The sequence below is a fragment of the Herbaspirillum sp. WGmk3 genome (assembly GCF_023952535.1).
Taxonomy (GTDB): Bacteria; Pseudomonadota; Gammaproteobacteria; order Burkholderiales; family Burkholderiaceae_D; genus Herbaspirillum; species Herbaspirillum huttiense.
In genome coordinates, this window is the sequence record NZ_JAKYWT010000005.1 from 418,139 (window position 1) to 437,063 (window position 18,925).

Here is an 18,925-nt window from a genome sequence, read left to right on the forward strand (position 1 = left end):
AAGTGCAAATGATATAAACGATTTATCCACAGGCTGGCGGAAAACAAGAAAAACCTTGGAAAACTACTTTTTCGGGTTGTAGCGGATATCGCCTTCGAACAGCTGTGCGGTGCCGCCACCCAGATCGGATTGCACCGGCCACACTTCGTGCCCGATGCGCAATTCCGTGCCTTCGTAGACGGCCTTGGCGACGATGATGCGTGCGTCTTCGGCAGCGACCATGCCTTCCTTCATCTGGCTCACTTCTTCCAGCAACACCTTGACCTCGTAGGCCAGCGCCTTGCGCTTGTCGCTGGTTTCATGCAGCAGTTCGGGGGTGGCCTTTTCGGGATTGAGCTTGTAGTAGCTCTGCTGCTTGATGGTGCGATCCAGCTCGGCCACCTTGCGCGTGTATTCCTGTTCCTTGATGGCGATTTTCTCTTCCAGATAGGGATCGAGGCCGACCTGGACGCGCGTATGCGTGGTGGTGGACGCACCGATCACGTTGGCGCGGATGATGTTGGTCGCTTCCACGCGGCCGCCGATGATGTGGCCGGTACGCGGATTGCCCTTGCCGACCGTGATCTCGTTGCCGGCCAGCAGCTCGCAGTGACGGGCGTTGCCCAGCACCAGGATGTCGTCGGCAGCTTCGATGTGGGCGCTCTCGGCGAACATCACCTGCACCGATTTCTGTGAACTGATGCGCGAGGCAATGGCGGTGGTGCCGGCCTGGGCGGTGACGCCCTCGCTGTGGCCGATCACGCCGCCCTTGACCGTGACGCTGCCGCCGGCCACGATCTCGGCCGCTTCCACGGTGCCGTTGATGACCACGTCGCCGCCCACATTCATCTTCATGCCGGTAAGCACGTCACCGGAGACGCGCACCGTGCCTTCGAAGCTCAGGTTGCCGGTGGAGAGGTCGACGTTTTCCACATCGAGAACCGGGTTGACCTTCACGCCATTCTTGATGACCGTGGGCTGGCCCGGCACGATGGCCACCAGCAGGTCGGGGTCTTCCTCGCTCGGTTCGGCACCGATGCATTCCTTGGAGAAGGGCACGTCGGCAATCGGCCGTGCCGGCACCTTGCCGCCGCGGATGTCGATGCCATCCTGGCCCGGCACCGGGGGAATGCGGCGCATCAGCGGATCACCGACCTTGACCAGCAGGATGTGGCCCATGTCGGCATAGGAGACCACGGCATCTTCGTCGATGTCGGCCAGCTCTTCTTCCTTTTCTTCCAGCAGGCTCTCGAAACGGGCCGGCTCGGCAGGCGTGGGCATGAGGCCCTGCGCCACCACCAGCTTGTTGCAGAAGCCGGCCGAGAGCGCGCCGCGCAGTTGCTCGTGCAGGATGCCGTAAGTGATGCCGGCGGCGCGGATGGCGTTGACCACTTCCACGCTCTTGGCGCGGCCACCGTAGGGCGGCACCAGGGTCAGCGAGGCCATCATCAGGTCATCGGACACATCGAGCGAGAATTCGCCATCGCGCCGTTCGGCGATGACCTGGGTGACGGGTTCCTTGGCATCCTCGGCCTTGCGCACGAAGCCATTGAGGACCGAATCCTGGAAAAACAGTTTGGTCAGCCCATGATCGGTCATGGCCTGTTTCAGGAAGGCCAGCGTCAGCGGCGGGAATCCCTGTACGGGTTGCCAGGTGGCGCTCAGTTCGCCGCTGGCCCTGTCGAACGCAAACGACAGCGGTTGCGGAGTTGCTTGGTTCATGCTGTTCCTCGATGTAAGGCTGCACCGGGTCTGTCTCGGATCGCTCGCGTGTCATGGCGCCAGCCAGGTACGCGGGGATGTCTTGTCGTGCGATGGAGGTGCGGGCCGTGATCCGGCGCGTTGCTGACCGCACCGGCAAAAAAGCGGCGGCAGTCCCCCTGACGCAATACGGATGACATTGTAATGTGGCAAGATGATCCAGTAATTTGTTCGATAGCACAAGTTTTGCCAATTTTGAATCTAGATTAGGCTCTTATCGTTGGTTTTATGTTAAGTACCCAAATAGAAGACTTCAAGGGGGAAGATCCTCGCGATGAGGCATTGAGTGCGGCCCGTTATCGCGCTGGCCGCACCAGTACGCTGGTGAGCATCGTGGTCAACATCGCGCTGGTGATGCTGCAGGTCACGGCCGGCGTGTTCTCCGGATCGCAGGCCCTGATTGCGGACGGCATTCATTCGCTGTCCGATCTCATTTCCGATTTCGTGGTGCTGCTGGCGGGCCATCACAGCCGCAAGCAGGCTGACGACGATCACCAATATGGTCACCAGCGTTACGAAACGGCGGCCTCGCTGGCGCTGGGTGCATTGCTGCTGGCGGTGGGCCTGGGCATGCTGGTGTCGGCGGCCCAGAAGATCCAGCACTATGGCGAGACGCCGCCGGTCCATGTGGCGGCCTTGTGGGTGGCGCTGGCGGCCTTGCTGGCCAAGGAACTGCTGTTCCGCTACATGCTGCGCATCGCCGAGCGCGTGCGTTCCAGCATGCTGGTGGCCAATGCCTGGCATGCGCGTTCGGATGCGGCTTCCTCTTTGGTGGTGGCGCTGGGCATCGTCGGCAGCCTGGCGGGCTTCACCTTGCTGGATCCGGTGGCCGCGGCGGTGGTGGGCTTGATGGTGGTGCGCACCGGCTGGGGATTTTTCTGGAGCGCGCTGCATGACCTGATGGACCGCGCCGTGTCCGCTGAAGAAGGCGAGGCCATCCGCACTACCATCCTCGCCACGCCCGGAGTGCAGGGGGTGCATGACTTGCGCACACGGCGCATGGGCGATCTCACGCTGGTGGACGTGCATCTGGAAATCGATGGCACGCTCACCGTCACCGAAGGCCATGCCATTGCCATCGACGCGCGGCGCCGGGTGCTGGAAGCGCATCCTGTGCTGGATGTGATGACGCATGTGGATCCGGTGGAACAATCATAAACGGGGTACCGCTGCATCTGTTCCGTTTCGCTTGAACCGATCCGTGAATTTCTCATGCATCAGGTTGCCTGATATGACACATGGCAAATGGGGGCTACCCAAAACGTTCATTTCTGGCGACCTTCAACTACCTTGAATTGGCTATCTGCCAAGAAATACCATCGCAAATTCTCTTCTTTCGAGAATTTCGATGGGTTCAAGAAAATTACCTTACTTCCAGCTCGATGCTTACTCTCGCGGTTCCGGTGGAAATATTTTGCGCTTTCGTCGCACTGAGCGCGGATGTGTTCCCCTCGATTCCCCTTCGGGCGTGAGTCTGGACCGCCTGCCGCCTGGTCGCGAAAAGAAATCTTCGGTGCCTTCCTCTCGAGAGGGGCAGCAAAAGAAACAACAGGCCCCAATGACGAAAGGCCAAGAAAAAGAGCTGGCTGACCGCAGCCGGAAGAAATCTTCCGAAGTATTGCCTGAAGCGGTATCAGGCCGAGAAGACTCTATCGAGACCTGTGATAAGCCCCCCGTGTTTGATCTTCAGGATGTCCCCATCGCGATGGAGAACATACGATGGCCCGTCGCAGCTGCATTGGCACGAAGCTGGTTTGGTCGAGAGCGACATGTCTATGACGATGACAGTTCTTCGATACAACCCATCGACGATACGACCGTCACCCTGGATTGGGTCTTGGGATTTGGAAAGGTCAGGCAGCGGTATGAAGAGTTGCTTTCCAAGGGGATTTACAGCGAAAACAGTTTGCTGGTACTTCGCAAGAAAATCAGCCGTTATCTAAGGGAGGCATTTGCAGAAAAGAGCATGAGCGCAATGAGCTTCAACACAGGCGATCAAACCAAGGACTTGAGACAGTTTGCTAACGACTGGCAATTCCAGTTCGTCGCGGTGTCGACCTCCGATACGGCAAATGGAAATGCCATGTCGGATTTGACTGGTGCTTTGGCCAACTTCAATATCTATGCTGCTGTGGGTAATTTCACAGTGACCGGCGAGCGGTACCATCGATATGACAACAAAGGAAGAACCAAGACGTTTTGTATGGATCCCATCGTGGAGATCACCCACGTCTTCGTCTATGTCAAAGATAACTATTCATTCAATGACGCTGATGGCAAGCTCAAGTCACAGTATCTCGGCCACTGGAATAAAACCGGCGTCATCGTTACCGTGGGTGGCATGTTCAGTGATCGGGTCGATGGGAGATATCTGGCGCAAGTGATTCCACCTACGTGGAATCTTCATGTGGACGTACAAACAGATTTAGGGAGTGCCAAACAAGATCGCAGCGGTTTGCATACTCCCTATCTCACCGATAAAGGAATCGAACTGCTGGTTGATACCCGGCAAGGGTGGATACGCAGGCAGCGCGCGAAAGACATCTATTTTCCCGTGTTCAACCGAACGTATAACGAATGGCGAGAACGGCACGAGCAAGGTGGCGATTTCATGGTGTATTCAAAACCGAAGTATCTGAAGCTGAAACAAGCTATTCGATTCAAGCTGGAGACGCTATGTTGCGCCCCGGAACCTATGTGAGGCGTTTGCTGCTAGGTACCCTTTGCACGGTACTCTTCGTGGTTGCTGTGCCACCGGCGATCCTGATATTGCTTTTCATCGTCCCACCGCTGTTCGATGTCAGGACTCCCGTCCTGATGTGGCACCTCAGCGAGGATGCAAGCTGGAATCTCATGGCGATCAGTCAAGCGGGTGCATTGATCATTGCGCTCTTAGGCTTCCTGGCGCGGATGGCAAGGGAAACGTCCGTCGTGGCATCGCCCTCTCTGCGACGTGGATATCGGACCGCGACCGTTGCGTATGCTCTGTTGCTTTCGTATGGGCTGATCGTCTCGGCTACCAGTTTGTTCGGCCCGCAATATGGCCGCTGCGAGTTCTACAATTCTCCCACTACGCTCAATGCAGGCCGCAAGGACTTCAACGGCGTTACTTATGAGATCCGGATATGCGGTTCCAATCCGCGCCCCCAGGATGGTGACAATGACCAGCTCGAACTCAGCGTGCTGGACGAGCACGGGGAAACACTGGCGCGGCGGCATTATTCGGTTAATTGGCAAGCCGGTATTTCATTCCATGAGCCCTTGCAAATCGACGATGAGGCGATCATTGCGCCCAATGCGTTTGGGCCGGATATCCGCATCCCGATCCCGCCTTCACGCTTCGATTGGATTCGTGCGCGCATTCCTTTGCTGGACTGAACCACTCACGGTCTGGTGTGCATGCTTGTGCGAGTCGCGTCGTACATTTCGTCAGAATGTCCATATGGCAATACATTGTGTAGCGTACGCCGCAGCATTCTGACGAACCCGGCACGACAACTTGTCTAGCGCGGCCGTCTTCGTTTAAAATCCGGGCTTCTCTTTGGGGAGTAGCCAGCTTCCGGGTCATCCGGAAGAGCCCGTGTCAACATTCTCGGCAGCATCGCTGCCGTGGCGCGGGTAGCCATCCAGGTAGGCGAGACCATAGACGTATCCTGCGGCCAGGCTGGGCGCGCAGGCGCGTCCATGGACTTTTCGCCCGGCCAAGGAATCCCCGCTCATGAATTTCCCCGCTCTCCTTCTCCTCGCGCTGGCGATGTCCACGGACGCCTTTGCGGCCGCCATCGGCAAGGGCGCCGCCATGCAGAAGCCTCGCTTCCTGCAGGCATTGCGCATCGGCCTGCTGTTCGGCGTGATCGAAGCCATCACTCCCCTCATCGGCTGGTTCGCCGGTTCTGTCGCCACCAAGTGGGTCTCGGAATGGGATCACTGGATCGCCTTCGTGTTGCTGCTGGTGCTGGGTGCGCGCATGATCCGCGAAGGCTTGAGCGACGATGATGAGGAAGAAGAGGCCAGTGCTACCCCGCAGAAGCAATCCGTGGTCATGCTGGCCCTCACTGCGGTGGCCACCAGCATCGACGCCATGGCCGTGGGCGTGGGCCTGGCCTTCATCGACGTCAACATCCTCGAAGCCGCGCTGTTGATCGGCCTGGCCACCACCACCATGGTCACCATCGGCGTGATGGTCGGCCGCGTGCTGGGCCACCTGATCGGCAAGCGCGCCGAGATCATCGGTGGCGTGGTGTTGATTGGCGTGGGCGCGGCGATCCTCTATGAACACCTGAGCCGCGTGGGCGGCTGATATCAGGCTGGTGCCGCCGGACGCAGCCTGGCTGCGCGTTCGGCACAGTAGTCGGCGGCCATCAGGCGGAAGGCCGTGACCGCCGGATTGTCCTGGTCCGCACGCCAGGCCATGCTCATCTCGGCGCGCGGCACCTCGCCTGCCAGCGGTCGGAATTCCACCCGGTCGTAATGGAAGCGCTGGGCCGAGGCCGGCAGGATGCCTACGCCCAGCCCGGCACGCACCAGCGACAGGATGGTGTGGCTCTGGTCGATGTATTGCGTGAAATCGGGTTTGACGTCCGCCGCACCCAGCATGGCCATGATGCGTTCGTAGAAATATTTTCCATGCGTGGGCGAATGCATGATGAAGGGCTGGCCATCGAGTTGGGCCGTGGCGATGCGCTCATGCGCGGCCAGCGCGTGGCCTTGCGGCATGGCCAGCACCAGTGGCTCGTCATCCACCAGTTGCAATTCCAGCGGCTGGCGTGATGAGACCGGCCGCAGGAAGCCGATGTCGATGGTGTTGGCGGTGAAGGCTTCCAGTTGCGACACCGAAATCAGTTCGAACAGCACCACGTCGATTTCGGGCAGGCTCTTGCGCGCCTGCATCAGCAGCTCAGGAATCAGCTCATAGCCGGCCGCACCGGTGAAGCCGACCCGCACCCGCCCGGTCTTGCCCTGGCTGGCGCGGCGCACCGTGCTCTCGGCCTGTTCCGACAATTGCAGCAGGCGTGAAGCATCGGCCAGGAACACCCGGCCTTCGGTGGTCAGGCGCACGGTGCGTCCGACCCGTTCAAACAATTGCACGCCCAGCCTGTGTTCCAGCAGATGGATCTGCCGCGACAGGGGCGGCTGGGTCATGTTCAGTAGCGCCGCTGCACGACGGAAATTGAGTTCGGTCGCAGCGACCACGAAACAACGGACTTGAGCCAGATCGAGCATGGGGATTCGCCGGTAAGGGGAGCGTGCATTATAGGCAGTTACGCTCCCGGCCACGGCCATGATCCTGTTCAGGTGGTGAGGCTGCCCTCCGGCCGCTGTCCGGCCAGACCTTGCGCCAGGCTGGCCAGCACCATCTCGCCCATGGCCGTGCGCGACTCCACGGTGGCGCTGGCGCGATGGGCTTGCAGAACCACCTGGTCCATTTGCAACAAGGCCGCCGGTACGTTGGGTTCATCCACGAACACATCCAGACCCGCACCGGCGATCACGCCGCGCTGCAGGGCATCCACCAGATCCTCTTCCACCACCAGCTTGCCGCGCGCGATGTTGATGAGGATGCCTTCGCGTCCGAGCGCATCGAGCACGGCGGCATTGATGATGCCTTGCGCCTTGTCGGCGGCGGCCGCCAGGACCAGCACATCGCTCTCGCGCGCCAGTTGCAGCAGCTCGGCCTGGAAGGTGTAGGGCAGGTCCTCCATGGCGCGCAGGTCGGTATAGGCGATCGGGCAGCCGAAGGCCGCTGCGCGCTGGGCGATGGCGCGGCCCACCTTGCCCATGCCGACGATGCCCACGCGCTTGCCGCTCAGGCGGCGCGACAGTGGAATGGCCGTCGGCGAAGGATGGCGCACCCAGTCACCGCGCTGCACGAAGGCATGGCCCGGACAGATCTGCCGGCTCACCGCCAGCATCAGCCCCAAGGCCAGGTCAGCCACATCTTCGGTCAGTGCGCCGAAGGTGCCGGTCACCGGCAGGCCCTTGCTGCGCGCATGGTTGAGGTCCACCGCATCGGTCCCGACACCATTGACCGCCACCACCTTCAACGCCGGCAGGCGATCCATGAGCGCATTGCTGATGCCGGTGTGGCCGCCGGTGATGACGCCTTCGATCACCGCACCATGGCGCTCGATATAGGCTTCCTTGTCGTCCTGCTCGAACAGGCGGTGCATGTGATAGAGGCTTTCCAGCTTGTCGTTGATGGCCGGGACCAGGATGGGATTGAGCTGCAGCACGTGGCGTTTCATGGGGGGACTCCTTCTCGTTCGGTGGCAATGCCGGCGGATGATGCGGGCATTCGGGCAGGGCGTCCAATCCGAAAAGGCTATCAATTGATTCACGAAATGGTGACTGATTCGGTATCAGTATCGATTCAATCCGCACATCACCTGATAGCCAGAAAAGATTGGACGCCATGCAGGGCCGCCGCCATGATTCCCAGCGTCGGCCACCGAGACACGCAGGAGCCGCAATGAATGCCGGGCGTCAACAGATCCCTCCGGGGACACACAACAAAGCCCGCCACCCGCACAGGAGACAAGCATGAACCTGGGATCACCCCGGACCGGCCGCACGCTGCCGTCCTGAGCGCGGCAGTGCCACGCCATTGCCGCCATCCATAACGATAAACACGAGACACGCCCAAGGAGTCCGACGATGAATCACGTCGACGCCGCCGACCCGGTCGGCCGCCGCAGTTCCGCCGCATCCGCCTCATCCGCAGCCCCGGCCGCCAGCGCGTCCGCACCGCTGGCCCAGCAGAAACCGACCCGCTATCGCTGGGTGGTGATGGGCCTGATCTTCATGATCTGGGCCATCGCCTGCGCGGATCGCGCCAATTTCGGTATCGCCCTGCCGTACATGAAGAAGGAGTACGGCATCTCCAATACCGAAGCCGGGCTGATCGTGAGCCTGTTTTCGTTTGCCTACGGCATCGTGCAGATTCCGGTCGGGTTGATGTACAAGCGCCTGAGCGAAAAGACCACCGGCATTCTGTTTTCGGTCTTCATGCTGCTGACCTCGCTGTTCACCGGCCTCATGGGCACGACCTCCTCGGTGCTGCTGTTGCAGCTCTACCGCGTGGGCCTGGGTTTGTCGGAAGGACCGCTGGGCATCGGCTGTACCAACGTCATCAATCGCTGGTTCCCGCCCGAGGAAAAGGGCACGGCCACCGGGCTCTGGATTGCCGCCTCCAAGCTCGGCCCGCTGATCGTGCCGACGGTCTGCATCATCGTCATCCAGCTCTGGGGCTGGCGCGAAATCTTTTACGTATTTGCGGTGCCGGGCATTTTCCTGGCGATTCTGTGGTTCTTTCTGGTGACCAATTCGCCGGCCGAGAATCGCTTCTGCAATGAGGCCGAACGCCGCTACATCACGCAGGACCTGCCGGCCGGTTCGGCCAGCAGCGGCGCACGCCCGGCCCAGGGCGCGCAAGTGGCACCGATGCCCTGGCTGGACGGCATCAACCGCACCCGCCGCGTGCCGCGTCTGGAAACGCTGCGCCAGGTCTTCACCTCCTGGAACGTGATCGGCGTGGCCATCGGCTATGGCTGCATGATCGGCATCAGCAACATCTTCATGTCATGGATCCCGACCTACCTGGTGACGGTCAAGGGGTTTGCCTCGGTGAAGATGGGTTTCCTGGCCTCGGCTCCCTTCATCGGTGCGGTGGCCGGCAACATGCTGGGCGGGATCATCTCGGATCGCCTGCTCGGTGGCCGCCGCAAGCCCATGATGCTGCTGGGTGCGCTGGGCACGGCCGTGATGACGCTGATGCTGGTGGAAGCGCCGGACAGCGTGCTGTATCTCGGGGCCATGCTGATGCTGTCGGGCCTGATGCTGGGTATCGGCTTTGCCGGGTATTCTGCTTATCCCATGGGGCTGGCGACCAAGTCCACCTATCCGACCGCGTTCGGCATCGTCAATTCGCTGGGGCAGATCGGTGGGGCTTGCGCCCCCCTGGCGGTGGGCATGCTGCTGGATCGCTATGACTGGACCAGTGTCTTCCTCTACATGGTCGGCACCTCGCTGCTGTGCCTGGTGCTGCTGCTGAGCGTGGTAGAACCGATTACCGTGAGGAAGGCCGGAGAGGAAGCCTGAGTCTCATCTGAGCCGTGAAAGCGCTGAGGGCCCGCCATGGTGCGGGCCTTTTGCTTGCCTGAAGAGGCTATCCATGTTGTTTTGGAATAATATCCAACGGATATTAATAGGCATCGAATTATATATTGGACAAACACTCTCCCCGAAGGCACTCTTGTGCTCCCTTTTTCCCTAAGCAGCCCTGAGGAGACACCCATCATGCCGACCTACCGTTCCTATACCACCACCCAAGGCCGCAACATGGCCGGCGCGCGTGCGCTGTGGCGTGCCACCGGCATGAAGGATGGCGATTTCAGCAAGCCCATCATTGCGGTCGTGAACTCCTTCACCCAGTTCGTGCCCGGCCACGTGCACCTGAAGGACCTGGGCCAGCTGGTGGCGCGCGAGATCGAGGCGGCCGGCGGCGTGGCCAAGGAATTCAACACCATCGCCGTGGATGACGGCATCGCCATGGGCCACGACGGCATGCTGTATTCGCTGCCCTCGCGCGACCTGATCGCCGACTCGGTGGAATACATGGTCAACGCCCACTGTGCCGACGCCATGGTCTGCATCTCCAACTGCGACAAGATCACCCCGGGCATGCTGATGGCCGCCATGCGCCTGAACATCCCCGTGGTCTTCGTCTCCGGCGGGCCGATGGAAGCCGGCAAGGTCATCAAGACCGTCAACACCGACAAGAAGGTCATCAAGCTCGACCTGGTCGACGCCATGATCCAGGCCGGTGACAAGAACATCTCCGACGCCGACGTGGCCGAAGTGGAACGTTCGGCCTGTCCGACCTGCGGTTCCTGCTCGGGCATGTTCACCGCCAACTCGATGAACTGCCTGACCGAAGTGCTGGGCCTGTCGCTGCCGGGTAATGGCACCGTTCTCGCTACCCACGCCGACCGCAAGGAACTGTTCCTGCGCGCCGGCCGCCTGATCGTCGAACTGGCCAAGCGCCACTACGAACAGGACGACTACAGCATCCTGCCGCGCAACATCTGCACCAAGGAAACCTGGGAAAACGCCATGGCCCTGGACGTCTCCATGGGCGGCTCCACCAACACCGTGCTGCACCTGCTGGCCGCAGCCCACGAAGCCAAGGTGGAATTCACCATGGCCGACATCGACCGCATCTCGCGCAAGGTCCCCTGCCTGTGCAAGGTCGCGCCGATGACCAACAAGTACCACATCGAAGACGTGCACCGTGCCGGCGGCATCATCGCCATCCTGGGTGAGCTGGCCCGTGCCGGCCTGCTGGACACCTCGCGTCCGACCGTGCACAGCAAGACCCTGGGCGAAGCCATCGAGAAATTCGACATCCGCGTCACCAGCGATCCGGCCGTGCACAAGCTGTTCCGTGCCGCCCCCGGTGGCGTGCCCACGCAGACGGCCTTCTCGCAGGAAGAGCGTTTTGAAGACAGCGACCTGGACCGCGCCAACGGCTGCATCCGCGATCGCGAACACGCTTACTCGCAAGACGGCGGCCTGGCGGTCCTGTACGGCAACATCGCCGAGAAGGGTTGCATCGTCAAGACCGCTGGCGTGGATGAAAGCATCCTGAAGTTCTCCGGCACCGCACGCGTCTTCGAGAGCCAGGATGCGGCTGTGGAAGGCATCCTGGGCGACAAGGTCAAGGCCGGTGATGTGGTCATCGTGCGCTATGAAGGCCCCAAGGGCGGCCCCGGCATGCAGGAAATGCTGTACCCGACTTCGTACATCAAGTCCAAGGGCCTGGGCAAGGCCTGCGCGCTGTTCACCGATGGCCGCTTCTCCGGCGGTTCCTCGGGCCTGGTGATCGGCCACGCGTCGCCGGAAGCGGCCGAAGGCGGTGCCATCGGCCTGGTGGAAGAGGGCGACATGATCGATATCGACATCCCCAACCGCACCATCAACCTGCGCATCTCCGGTGACGAACTGGCCAAGCGCCGTGCAGAGATGGACGCCCGTGGCGATGCCGCGTGGCAGCCGGGCAACCGCCAGCGCGTGGTGTCGCAGGCACTGCAGGCTTATGCGGCGCTGACCACGTCGGCTGATCGAGGTGCCGTGCGTGACCTGTCGCAACTGAAGCGCTGATCCGTCACCAGTCTCATCAGCCTGATATGACCAAGCCGCCCGGTGCAAGCCGGGCGGCTTTGTTTTGGGCGGACGGGTGCGAAGCGAGCAACCCGTCGCGGAGATCATTACGGGAACGGACCTTGATGACCGAATGTTTACCGCATATGTACGTTGATATGTACGTTGAATCGTGCCGGCGGTTTGAATGGGCACAAGCGCTCGTCCCACTTTGGTAGAATTTCCAGCTCGCAACGGAGTCGGGAAGATCTGCTGACGGTGTTCCAATGAGCCGGTTGCGGTTCCAACATCAATCTGTCCAGGGGGAGTGCATTGAGTCGTCCTACGCTGAGCACTGATCAAGTGCTGGCCATGTCGCCAGACGCGTCTTCGACCAAGGCCGCACAGGGCCTGGTGGTCCCGGCCAAGTGGCCTGCGCTGGGGGCAAGCGATGAAGCCGTATGGGGCGAATGCCAAGGTAGCGGAAGCAAGCCTTATCAAACGCAAGTCCATTTCGTGGCTGGCGTCCCGAGTTTCAAATGCAGTTGCCCCAGTCGTAAATTCCCCTGCAAACATGGTTTGGCTTTGCTCCTTTTCCTGGCGCGCGACAGCAGTGCGTTCACGGCGGTCGAGCCTGGTTGGGTCACCGAGTGGCTCAGTTCGCGCAGAGACCGCGCAGAAAAGAAAGAGATCAAGGCCGCCGTGGCGGCCAGCGCAGCGCCGCCGGATCCGGCACTTGTGCTCAAGCGTCAGGCACAGCGTCTGCAGCGCATGTGCGCAGGGGCGCGCGAATTGGCATTGTGGTTGGATGACCTGATGCGCCAGGGGCTGGCCACGCTGAGCAGTGAGCAAGAGCAGAACTGGCATGCCATGGCTGCACGCATGGTGGACGCACAGGCAGCCAGGCTGGGGCAGCTGCTGACCAATGCGATGACGCTGGTGGGCCAGGGCCGCGATTGGCCTGCTCGCCTGCTGCAGCGGCTGGGCAGCCTGCAATTGCTGCTGGATGCGTTGCAACGCTATGAGCAGCTGCCAGCGAGCATGCAGGCGCATGTGCGCCAGGCGCTAGGCTGGTCGTATGACCGCGATGAGGTGCTTGTGGCGGGTGAACGGGTCACCGATCAATGGCGGGTATTGGCCAATGTGGTGACCGAGCTGGAGAACCGCTTGACCGAACACCGGGTGTGGTTGCAAGGCACGCACACGCAGCGACGTGCCTTGCTGCTGGACTATGCGCATGCGACCAGACCCGTGGAGATGGGTTGGGCCGTGGGCCAGCTGGTTGGAGCCGAGCTGGCTTTCTATCCGGGCGATCAGGCCTTGCGGGCGCTGGCCGTAGGCGCTGCTATCCCGGCAGGTACGGACGATGCGGCAGAGGGAGCCGCTGACGTGGTACTTGCGCAAGCATTCGCCGCCACATGTTGTCGTGACGAAGGCCAGGAATGGATGGCGATGGCGAAGCAATGCCTGGCCAATCCGTGGCTGATGCAAAGCCCGGTATGTTTCAGGGATGTGCACCTGATGCACCATGAACCCCAGAAGACGGAGGCTGGCCTCGGATCCGATGCAGTGCCGGAATGGACCTTGCATCTCAGCGCCGACCCAGGCAGCCAGGTCCGACCCAGCGTGGACCTGCGCATAGTGGATGCACATGCATGGCAAATGATGGCGCTGTCCGGCGGAGAGGCCTTCAATGTCTTTGGCGAATGGAATGGTGAGCGACTCACCCCGCTGCTGGCGTGGAACGCTGCGGAGTATTGGGCGGCCACACACGCGCCACAGGAGCAATGACGGTGACAACTTCAACAACTTCAACAAACGGGGCGCTGGATATCGGGAGCCTTGACCATTGGGATGCGTTGGTCAAGGTGGCCTTGGTCGGGGCGGACAGACATTGGACGCTGCCGCCTGCCACGGCGCGGGACCCGATCGCATTGGCGCTCCATGATCGCCTGTCCACAGAGCCCTCTGCCGCGCCCGGACAGTTGTTGCGCGTTGCCGGTGCATTGGCGCTGGCGCGCCGGGTGGCATGGCTGCCTGCCTCCGACGTCTCCGTGCCAGCCGAGGTGGCGGCACCAGAATCGCGCAGGCGGGCTCCGCCAGCATGGCTGCCTTTGCTTGAGCGGGTGATGTCCATCGGTTTGCTGCGTCTGCAGGTGCAAGTGTTGCGGGAGATGGACCGGGCGGGTTTGCATGTGCCTTCGGTCAAGCTGCCCCTCTTGCTGCAACTGGGAGCCGGCAACACGGCGCTGCGCGGGGAGATCGGCGCAGTCATCGGTGAGCGCGGGCGCTGGCTGGCGAAGTGCAATCCCCAATGGGCTTATGCAGCGGGTGTGCATCAACAGGCGGATACGCAAACCCTGTGGCGTGAAGGCAGTCTGGAGCAGCGCCGCCAGGTCTTGCTTGGCCAGCGTGCCACGGACCCCGATGCCGCACGTGAACGTTTGAATCAGGAGTGGGGAAGCTTGCCCGCCAAGGAGCGCGCCGCGCTGATCGAATGCCTGGCGACCCGCTTGAATCCCGCTGATGAATCCTTCCTGCAAACCCAACTCGGCAAGGACCGCTCCCAGGATGTACGCCGGATTGCTGCAGAGTTGCTGTCGGATCTTCCCGGCAGCGCCTATGCGCTGCGCATGGTGGAACGTCTGCGCCCACTGGTTGGCGAAACGATGGACGCGCCGATGCATGTGGGTGAAGACTGGCAGGCCGATCAACTCGAAATCAAACGCCCCGCCTATGAAAAACTGGGGGAACGTGCGTGGTGGTTGTTCCAGTTGGTGCGGCGTACGCCCTTGTCCTGGTGGGAACAACACACTGGAAGAAGCCCCGTGCAAATCCTTGTCTGGAGCATGCAGAGCGATTGGAAGGACGCACTCCTGCGCGCATGGTCGCAGGCAGCCGTTCGTCAGCGCAATGCGGCGTGGTGCGAGGCATTGATCGAACTTGTCGACCAGGAAGACTTGGGCTCCCCGCAAGCCATGCTGGCGTTGCTTGCACCGGCGCAGCGCGAGCAATTTTATGAGCGACGCCTGTCCGACAAAAAGTACCTCTACTCCTTGCTCGGGCTGATTCTGGCGGGTTGTCCGGTGGGCCAGCAGTTGTCATCCGTTTTTTCGATGAAATTGCTCCCCATCTTGCGGACCAGCCTGGCCAAGGGAAATCAGCATGACCAATATGCCCTGCGTGAGCATTTGCCGGAATTGATGTGCGTCTTGCACCCCGACAGCCTGCGTCTCATCGACCTTGAGCACAGCCTCCACGAAATCGATGCGTTGGCGACCTGCCTGATGCAGTGCATCCAGGTGCGGGATTGCCGCGAACGCCTCGCACAGTTGGTGTCGCCTCCGCTTGAGGGCAACTGAAACCCGCACGGATCCCTATCGAGAACCGACCTCCCAGACCGCAGGTATCAATCACTGCTCCCCTTCAATCGAGACCAGAGCCCTATCCATGAATGCCAATACACAGCAAGTCTTACGTCAGCACGCCGAGCACCAGTTCGCAGAGGAGCTGGAGAACCTGCAAAAGGTAGACAAACGCCAGCGCCCCGCGAATTGGAAGCTTTCGCCCTGGGCGGTGGTCACCTACCTGATGGGCGGCAAGCTCGACAACGGTTTTGAAGTCAGCGCCAAATACATCGGATCGCCACGCCTGATGGAGATCGCCGTGTCTACCCTGGCGACCGACCGTGCGCTCTTGCTTTACGGCGTGCCGGGCACCGCCAAATCCTGGGTGTCAGAACATCTGGCGGCCGCCATCAGCGGCGACTCCACCATGCTGATCCAGGGGACTGCAGGGACCAGCGAGGAGCAATTGCGTTACGGCTGGAATTACGCGCAGTTGCTGGCGCATGGCCCTTCCGAAAACGCCCTGGTTCCCAGTCCTCTGGTGCAGGCCATGAAATTGGGAAAGATCGCCCGCGTGGAAGAATTGACCCGCATCCCCGCAGATGTGCAGGACACCCTGATCACGGTACTCTCGGAAAAGACCTTGCCCATTCCCGAATTGGGCAGCGAAGTGCAGGCCACACGCGGCTTCTCCGTCATTGCGACGGCCAACAACCGCGACAAGGGCGTCAACGAACTCTCCAGTGCCTTGAAGCGGCGCTTCAACACGGTGGTGTTGCCCGTTCCCTCCAGTGAACAGGAGGAAGTGCAGATCGTCGCCAAGCGCGTGGCCGAACTCGGCCGTGCCCTGGAGTTGCCTGCCGAACCGCCGGGCCTCAGCGAAATTCGCCGCGTGGTGCAGATCTTCCGTGAGTTGCGCAATGGCCAGACGGAAGATGGCAAGACCCGCATCAAGTCGCCATCCTCCACGCTCTCCACGGCAGAGGCTATCTCCGTGATCAACAGCGGCATGGCCCTGGCCGGGCATTTTGGGGACGGCTCCCTGCATGCCGCCGACATTGCATCGGGCCTTATCGGTGCCATCGTGAAAGACCCCGTGCAAGACCAAGTGGTGTGGAAGGAGTATCTGGAGACCGTGGTCAAGGAACGCCCCGACTGGATGGAACTCTACCGCGCCTGCCGTGAGCAACTCTGATCCCGCCGCCGAATCTGCCATGGCAGACCTGTCTTCGACCACCAAAGCGGCATCCGGCCCTGCATCAACGCCGGGTCCGGTGCACTACTTCGGCATCCGCCACCACGGACCCGGCTGCGCCCGCAGCCTGCGGCATGTGCTGCTCAGCCTGCAGCCTGACTGTATCTTGATCGAAGGTCCGCCGGACGCCAATGCGCTCATTCCCTACGTCTTGCACCAGGAAATCAAACCGCCTGTTGCCCTGCTGGTGTATGCCCCCGGCAGCAGAGAAGACGCGGTCTTTTACCCGTTCGCGGAGTATTCGCCCGAGTGGCAGGCGTTGCAGTTCGGTGTACGCGAGGGCATACCCACGCGTTTCATCGATTTGCCCCAGGCAGTCCGTTTGGCGCAGGAGCAGGCGCGACGTTCTTCCTTGTCTGCTGAAGCGAGTGCGGTACCTGCATTGATGACGCCCTTGTCAGTCCCGCCATCCCCGGAATCCCCTGAACCATCCGCCTCGCCTGAAGAGGAAGTTGCCCGGCTTCCGGCCGACGCGCAGCCGGCAGATGGGGCGCAGAAGAGCTTCCAGCCGTGGCGACATGATCCGCTGGATGCGCTGGCCCACGCCGCCGGTTTTGCCGACGGGGAAAGCTGGTGGAATCAGCTCATTGAAGAGCGCGGCGATGGCGAGGACTTGTTCAGTGGCATCACCGAAGCGATGACGAGCCTGCGTGAAACCTGGCCGCATGAACGCTCTGCCGAGGATGAGCAGCGCGAGGCCCAGCGTGAAGCCCACATGCGTCAATGCGTGCGCGAGGCGATCAAGGAGGGGCATCAACGTATCGCCGTCGTGTGTGGTGCCTGGCATACCCCGGCGTTGATGGCGGCACATACCGCCAAGGCGGATGCGGCGATCCTGAAAGGTTTGCCGAAGGTCAAGACCGAGGCAACCTGGGTGCCCTGGACCTATCACCACCTTACGCTGGACAGCGGCTATGGCGCGGGAGTGGCCGCGCCGGGCTGGTACCACCACTTGTGGCATGCATCTCCTGCGCATGGGCAGGAGATGCAACACGCCGGCCACCAGCCTGACCGTGCCACCCGCTGGCTCGCCCGCGTGGCAAGGGTGTTGCGCGAGCACCAGGTGGATTGCTCCAGTGCCCACGTCATCGAGGCCACGCGGCTGGCCAATACCCTGGCCGTCATGCGAGGCCGTGCCCATCCGGGGCTGGATGAACTGGACGAGGCCGTGCGTACCGTCATGTGCATGGGGGAATCAGCACCTTTGCGGCTCATCCATCTTGCGCTCACGGTCGGTGATGTCATGGGGCAGGTGCCGGTCGATGTGCCCGCGGTTCCCTTGCAGCGTGACATCGAACAAGCGCAGAAAAAGCTGCGTCTCAAGGTCGAGGCAGCGCATCGCCTGCTGGACCTGGATCTGCGGCAGGAGATGGACCTCGCACGCAGTCACTTCCTGCATCGCCTGCGCCTGATCGGCGTGAACTGGGGAGAGCCCGCGCGCGCAACACGCGGCAACCGGGGCACTTTCCGTGAGAGTTGGGCGTTGGAGTGGCAACCCGGGTTTGCCATCCGCGTGATCGAGGCCAGCCGCTACGGCGCGACGCTGGAGCAAGCCGCATGCGCTTGCGTTGCCGAGCAATGTGTCCGGCTCACTCTCCTGGAAGACCTGGCCGAGCTGATCGACCAGGTGCTCATGGCCGAATTGGCGGGTGCCGTGGAGGTGGTGAGCGCCGCATTGCAGGCGCGCGCTGCGCTTACCGGGGATGCGATACAGCTCATCGGAGCGGTACCTCCCCTGGTGCGCGTGTTCCGCTACGGCAGCGTGCGCCAGACCGACAGCGCATTGCTCGCGCAGCTCCTGGATGGCTTGATCGTACGTGGTGCCATTGGCCTGCCCTTGGCATGCCAGGGCGTGGATGAGTCGGCAGCACAGTCATTGCGCCAGTCCATTCTCGCCACACACGAAGCGGTGGCCTTGCATGAAGGCGCAGAGCAGGTCGCCGCCTGGCAGGGAGCCTTGAAGCAGATCGCCTTGGGTGAATCTGCGCATGCCTTGCTGCGCGGCCTGTGCTGTCGCCTGATGCTCGATGCACATCATCTGTCACAGGAAGAAGTGGCCACGCAATTGGCCCGTCACCTCTCGTCCGGCATGGAACCGCTGGACGCGGCGTATTGGCTGGAGGGATTCCTCAACCAGAACGCCATGGTCTTGCTGCATGATGTGCAGGTATGGAGCCTGGTCGATCACTGGCTGGCCAACCTGAGCGACGAGCATTTCGTGCAGATCGTTCCACTGGTGCGACGCAGCTTTGCCCGCTTTTCCCAAAGTGAACGGCATGACCTGGGCGTACGCGCTTCCCACGGTGCCGCCGGTGCCGCAGCCCCACAAGCCAGTGCCGGGAGCTGGAGTGCAGAGCGTGCAGCCATGGCCCTTCCCACACTGCGTCTGTTACTGGGCCTGACGGCCGAGCCGGCTGACCGTCCAGGCAAGAGTGAATGACTGAGG

General features: G+C 61.7%; 13 protein-coding genes and 1 riboswitch. Of the genes, 10 read left to right on the plus strand and 3 right to left on the minus strand.

What is annotated here, in order from left to right:
- Positions 1-63: 63 nt before the first annotated feature.
- Entirely contained in the window at positions 64-1,701 is a 1,638-nt protein-coding gene (locus MKD49_RS20455) for a DUF342 domain-containing protein (RefSeq protein ID WP_252697212.1), read from the minus strand.
- A gap of 267 nt (positions 1,702-1,968) precedes the next feature.
- Here MKD49_RS20455 and MKD49_RS20460 point away from each other — a divergent pair, with 267 nt between their 5' ends.
- From MKD49_RS20460 to mntP, 4 genes are all read left to right on the plus strand, one after another.
- On the plus strand, positions 1,969-2,898 hold the full coding sequence (locus MKD49_RS20460) for a cation diffusion facilitator family transporter (RefSeq protein ID WP_252697213.1): 930 nt from the start codon (positions 1,969-1,971) through the stop codon (positions 2,896-2,898).
- Positions 2,899-3,088: 190 nt separating this feature from the next.
- Positions 3,089-4,441 (plus strand): DUF6402 family protein, encoded by a 1,353-nt coding sequence (locus MKD49_RS20465; RefSeq protein ID WP_252697214.1) that lies wholly within the window; start codon positions 3,089-3,091, stop codon positions 4,439-4,441.
- A complete protein-coding gene (locus MKD49_RS20470; protein WP_252697215.1) occupies positions 4,417-5,118 on the plus strand; it encodes a hypothetical protein in 702 nt (233 codons plus the stop codon). Before MKD49_RS20465 ends, MKD49_RS20470 begins: the two co-directional genes overlap by 25 nt.
- A gap of 151 nt (positions 5,119-5,269) precedes the next feature.
- Positions 5,270-5,450, plus strand: a riboswitch (yybP-ykoY riboswitch).
- A gap of 8 nt (positions 5,451-5,458) precedes the next feature.
- Positions 5,459-6,040: a manganese efflux pump MntP gene (mntP, locus tag MKD49_RS20475; RefSeq protein WP_134135569.1), complete on the plus strand. Its 582-nt coding sequence runs from the start codon at positions 5,459-5,461 to the stop codon at positions 6,038-6,040.
- Between the two features lie 2 nt (positions 6,041-6,042).
- Here the strand turns inward: mntP and MKD49_RS20480 are convergent, their stop codons facing one another.
- Positions 6,043-6,963 (minus strand): LysR family transcriptional regulator, encoded by a 921-nt coding sequence (locus MKD49_RS20480; RefSeq protein WP_121042852.1) that lies wholly within the window; start codon positions 6,961-6,963, stop codon positions 6,043-6,045.
- A 68-nt stretch (positions 6,964-7,031) separates the two neighbouring features.
- The gene (locus tag MKD49_RS20485) at positions 7,032-7,985 is read right to left on the minus strand and encodes a 2-hydroxyacid dehydrogenase (protein ID WP_134135567.1); all 954 of its coding nucleotides are present in this window, start codon (positions 7,983-7,985) and stop codon (positions 7,032-7,034) included.
- Positions 7,986-8,394: 409 nt separating this feature from the next.
- Here MKD49_RS20485 and MKD49_RS20490 point away from each other — a divergent pair, with 409 nt between their 5' ends.
- From MKD49_RS20490 to MKD49_RS20515, 6 genes are all read left to right on the plus strand, one after another.
- Positions 8,395-9,837 (plus strand): MFS transporter, encoded by a 1,443-nt coding sequence (locus MKD49_RS20490; RefSeq protein ID WP_252697216.1) that lies wholly within the window; start codon positions 8,395-8,397, stop codon positions 9,835-9,837.
- Positions 9,838-10,035: 198 nt separating this feature from the next.
- The gene (gene ilvD, locus MKD49_RS20495) at positions 10,036-11,898 is read left to right on the plus strand and encodes a dihydroxy-acid dehydratase (protein ID WP_209579998.1); all 1,863 of its coding nucleotides are present in this window, start codon (positions 10,036-10,038) and stop codon (positions 11,896-11,898) included.
- 351 nt (positions 11,899-12,249) lie between these two features.
- Positions 12,250-13,668 carry an SWIM zinc finger domain-containing protein gene (locus MKD49_RS20500; RefSeq protein ID WP_209579994.1) on the plus strand — a complete coding sequence of 473 codons (1,419 nt, stop codon included), beginning with the start codon at positions 12,250-12,252 and terminating at the stop codon, positions 13,666-13,668.
- Positions 13,665-15,239: a DUF5691 domain-containing protein gene (locus MKD49_RS20505; protein ID WP_252697217.1), complete on the plus strand. Its 1,575-nt coding sequence runs from the start codon at positions 13,665-13,667 to the stop codon at positions 15,237-15,239. Before MKD49_RS20500 ends, MKD49_RS20505 begins: the two co-directional genes overlap by 4 nt.
- A gap of 88 nt (positions 15,240-15,327) precedes the next feature.
- Positions 15,328-16,419, plus strand: coding sequence for an AAA family ATPase (locus tag MKD49_RS20510; RefSeq protein WP_039789468.1), 1,092 nt, complete (start codon positions 15,328-15,330; stop codon positions 16,417-16,419).
- 19 nt (positions 16,420-16,438) lie between these two features.
- Entirely contained in the window at positions 16,439-18,919 is a 2,481-nt protein-coding gene (locus tag MKD49_RS20515; protein WP_252697218.1) for a DUF5682 family protein, read from the plus strand.
- The last annotated feature ends 6 nt before the right edge of the window (positions 18,920-18,925 follow it).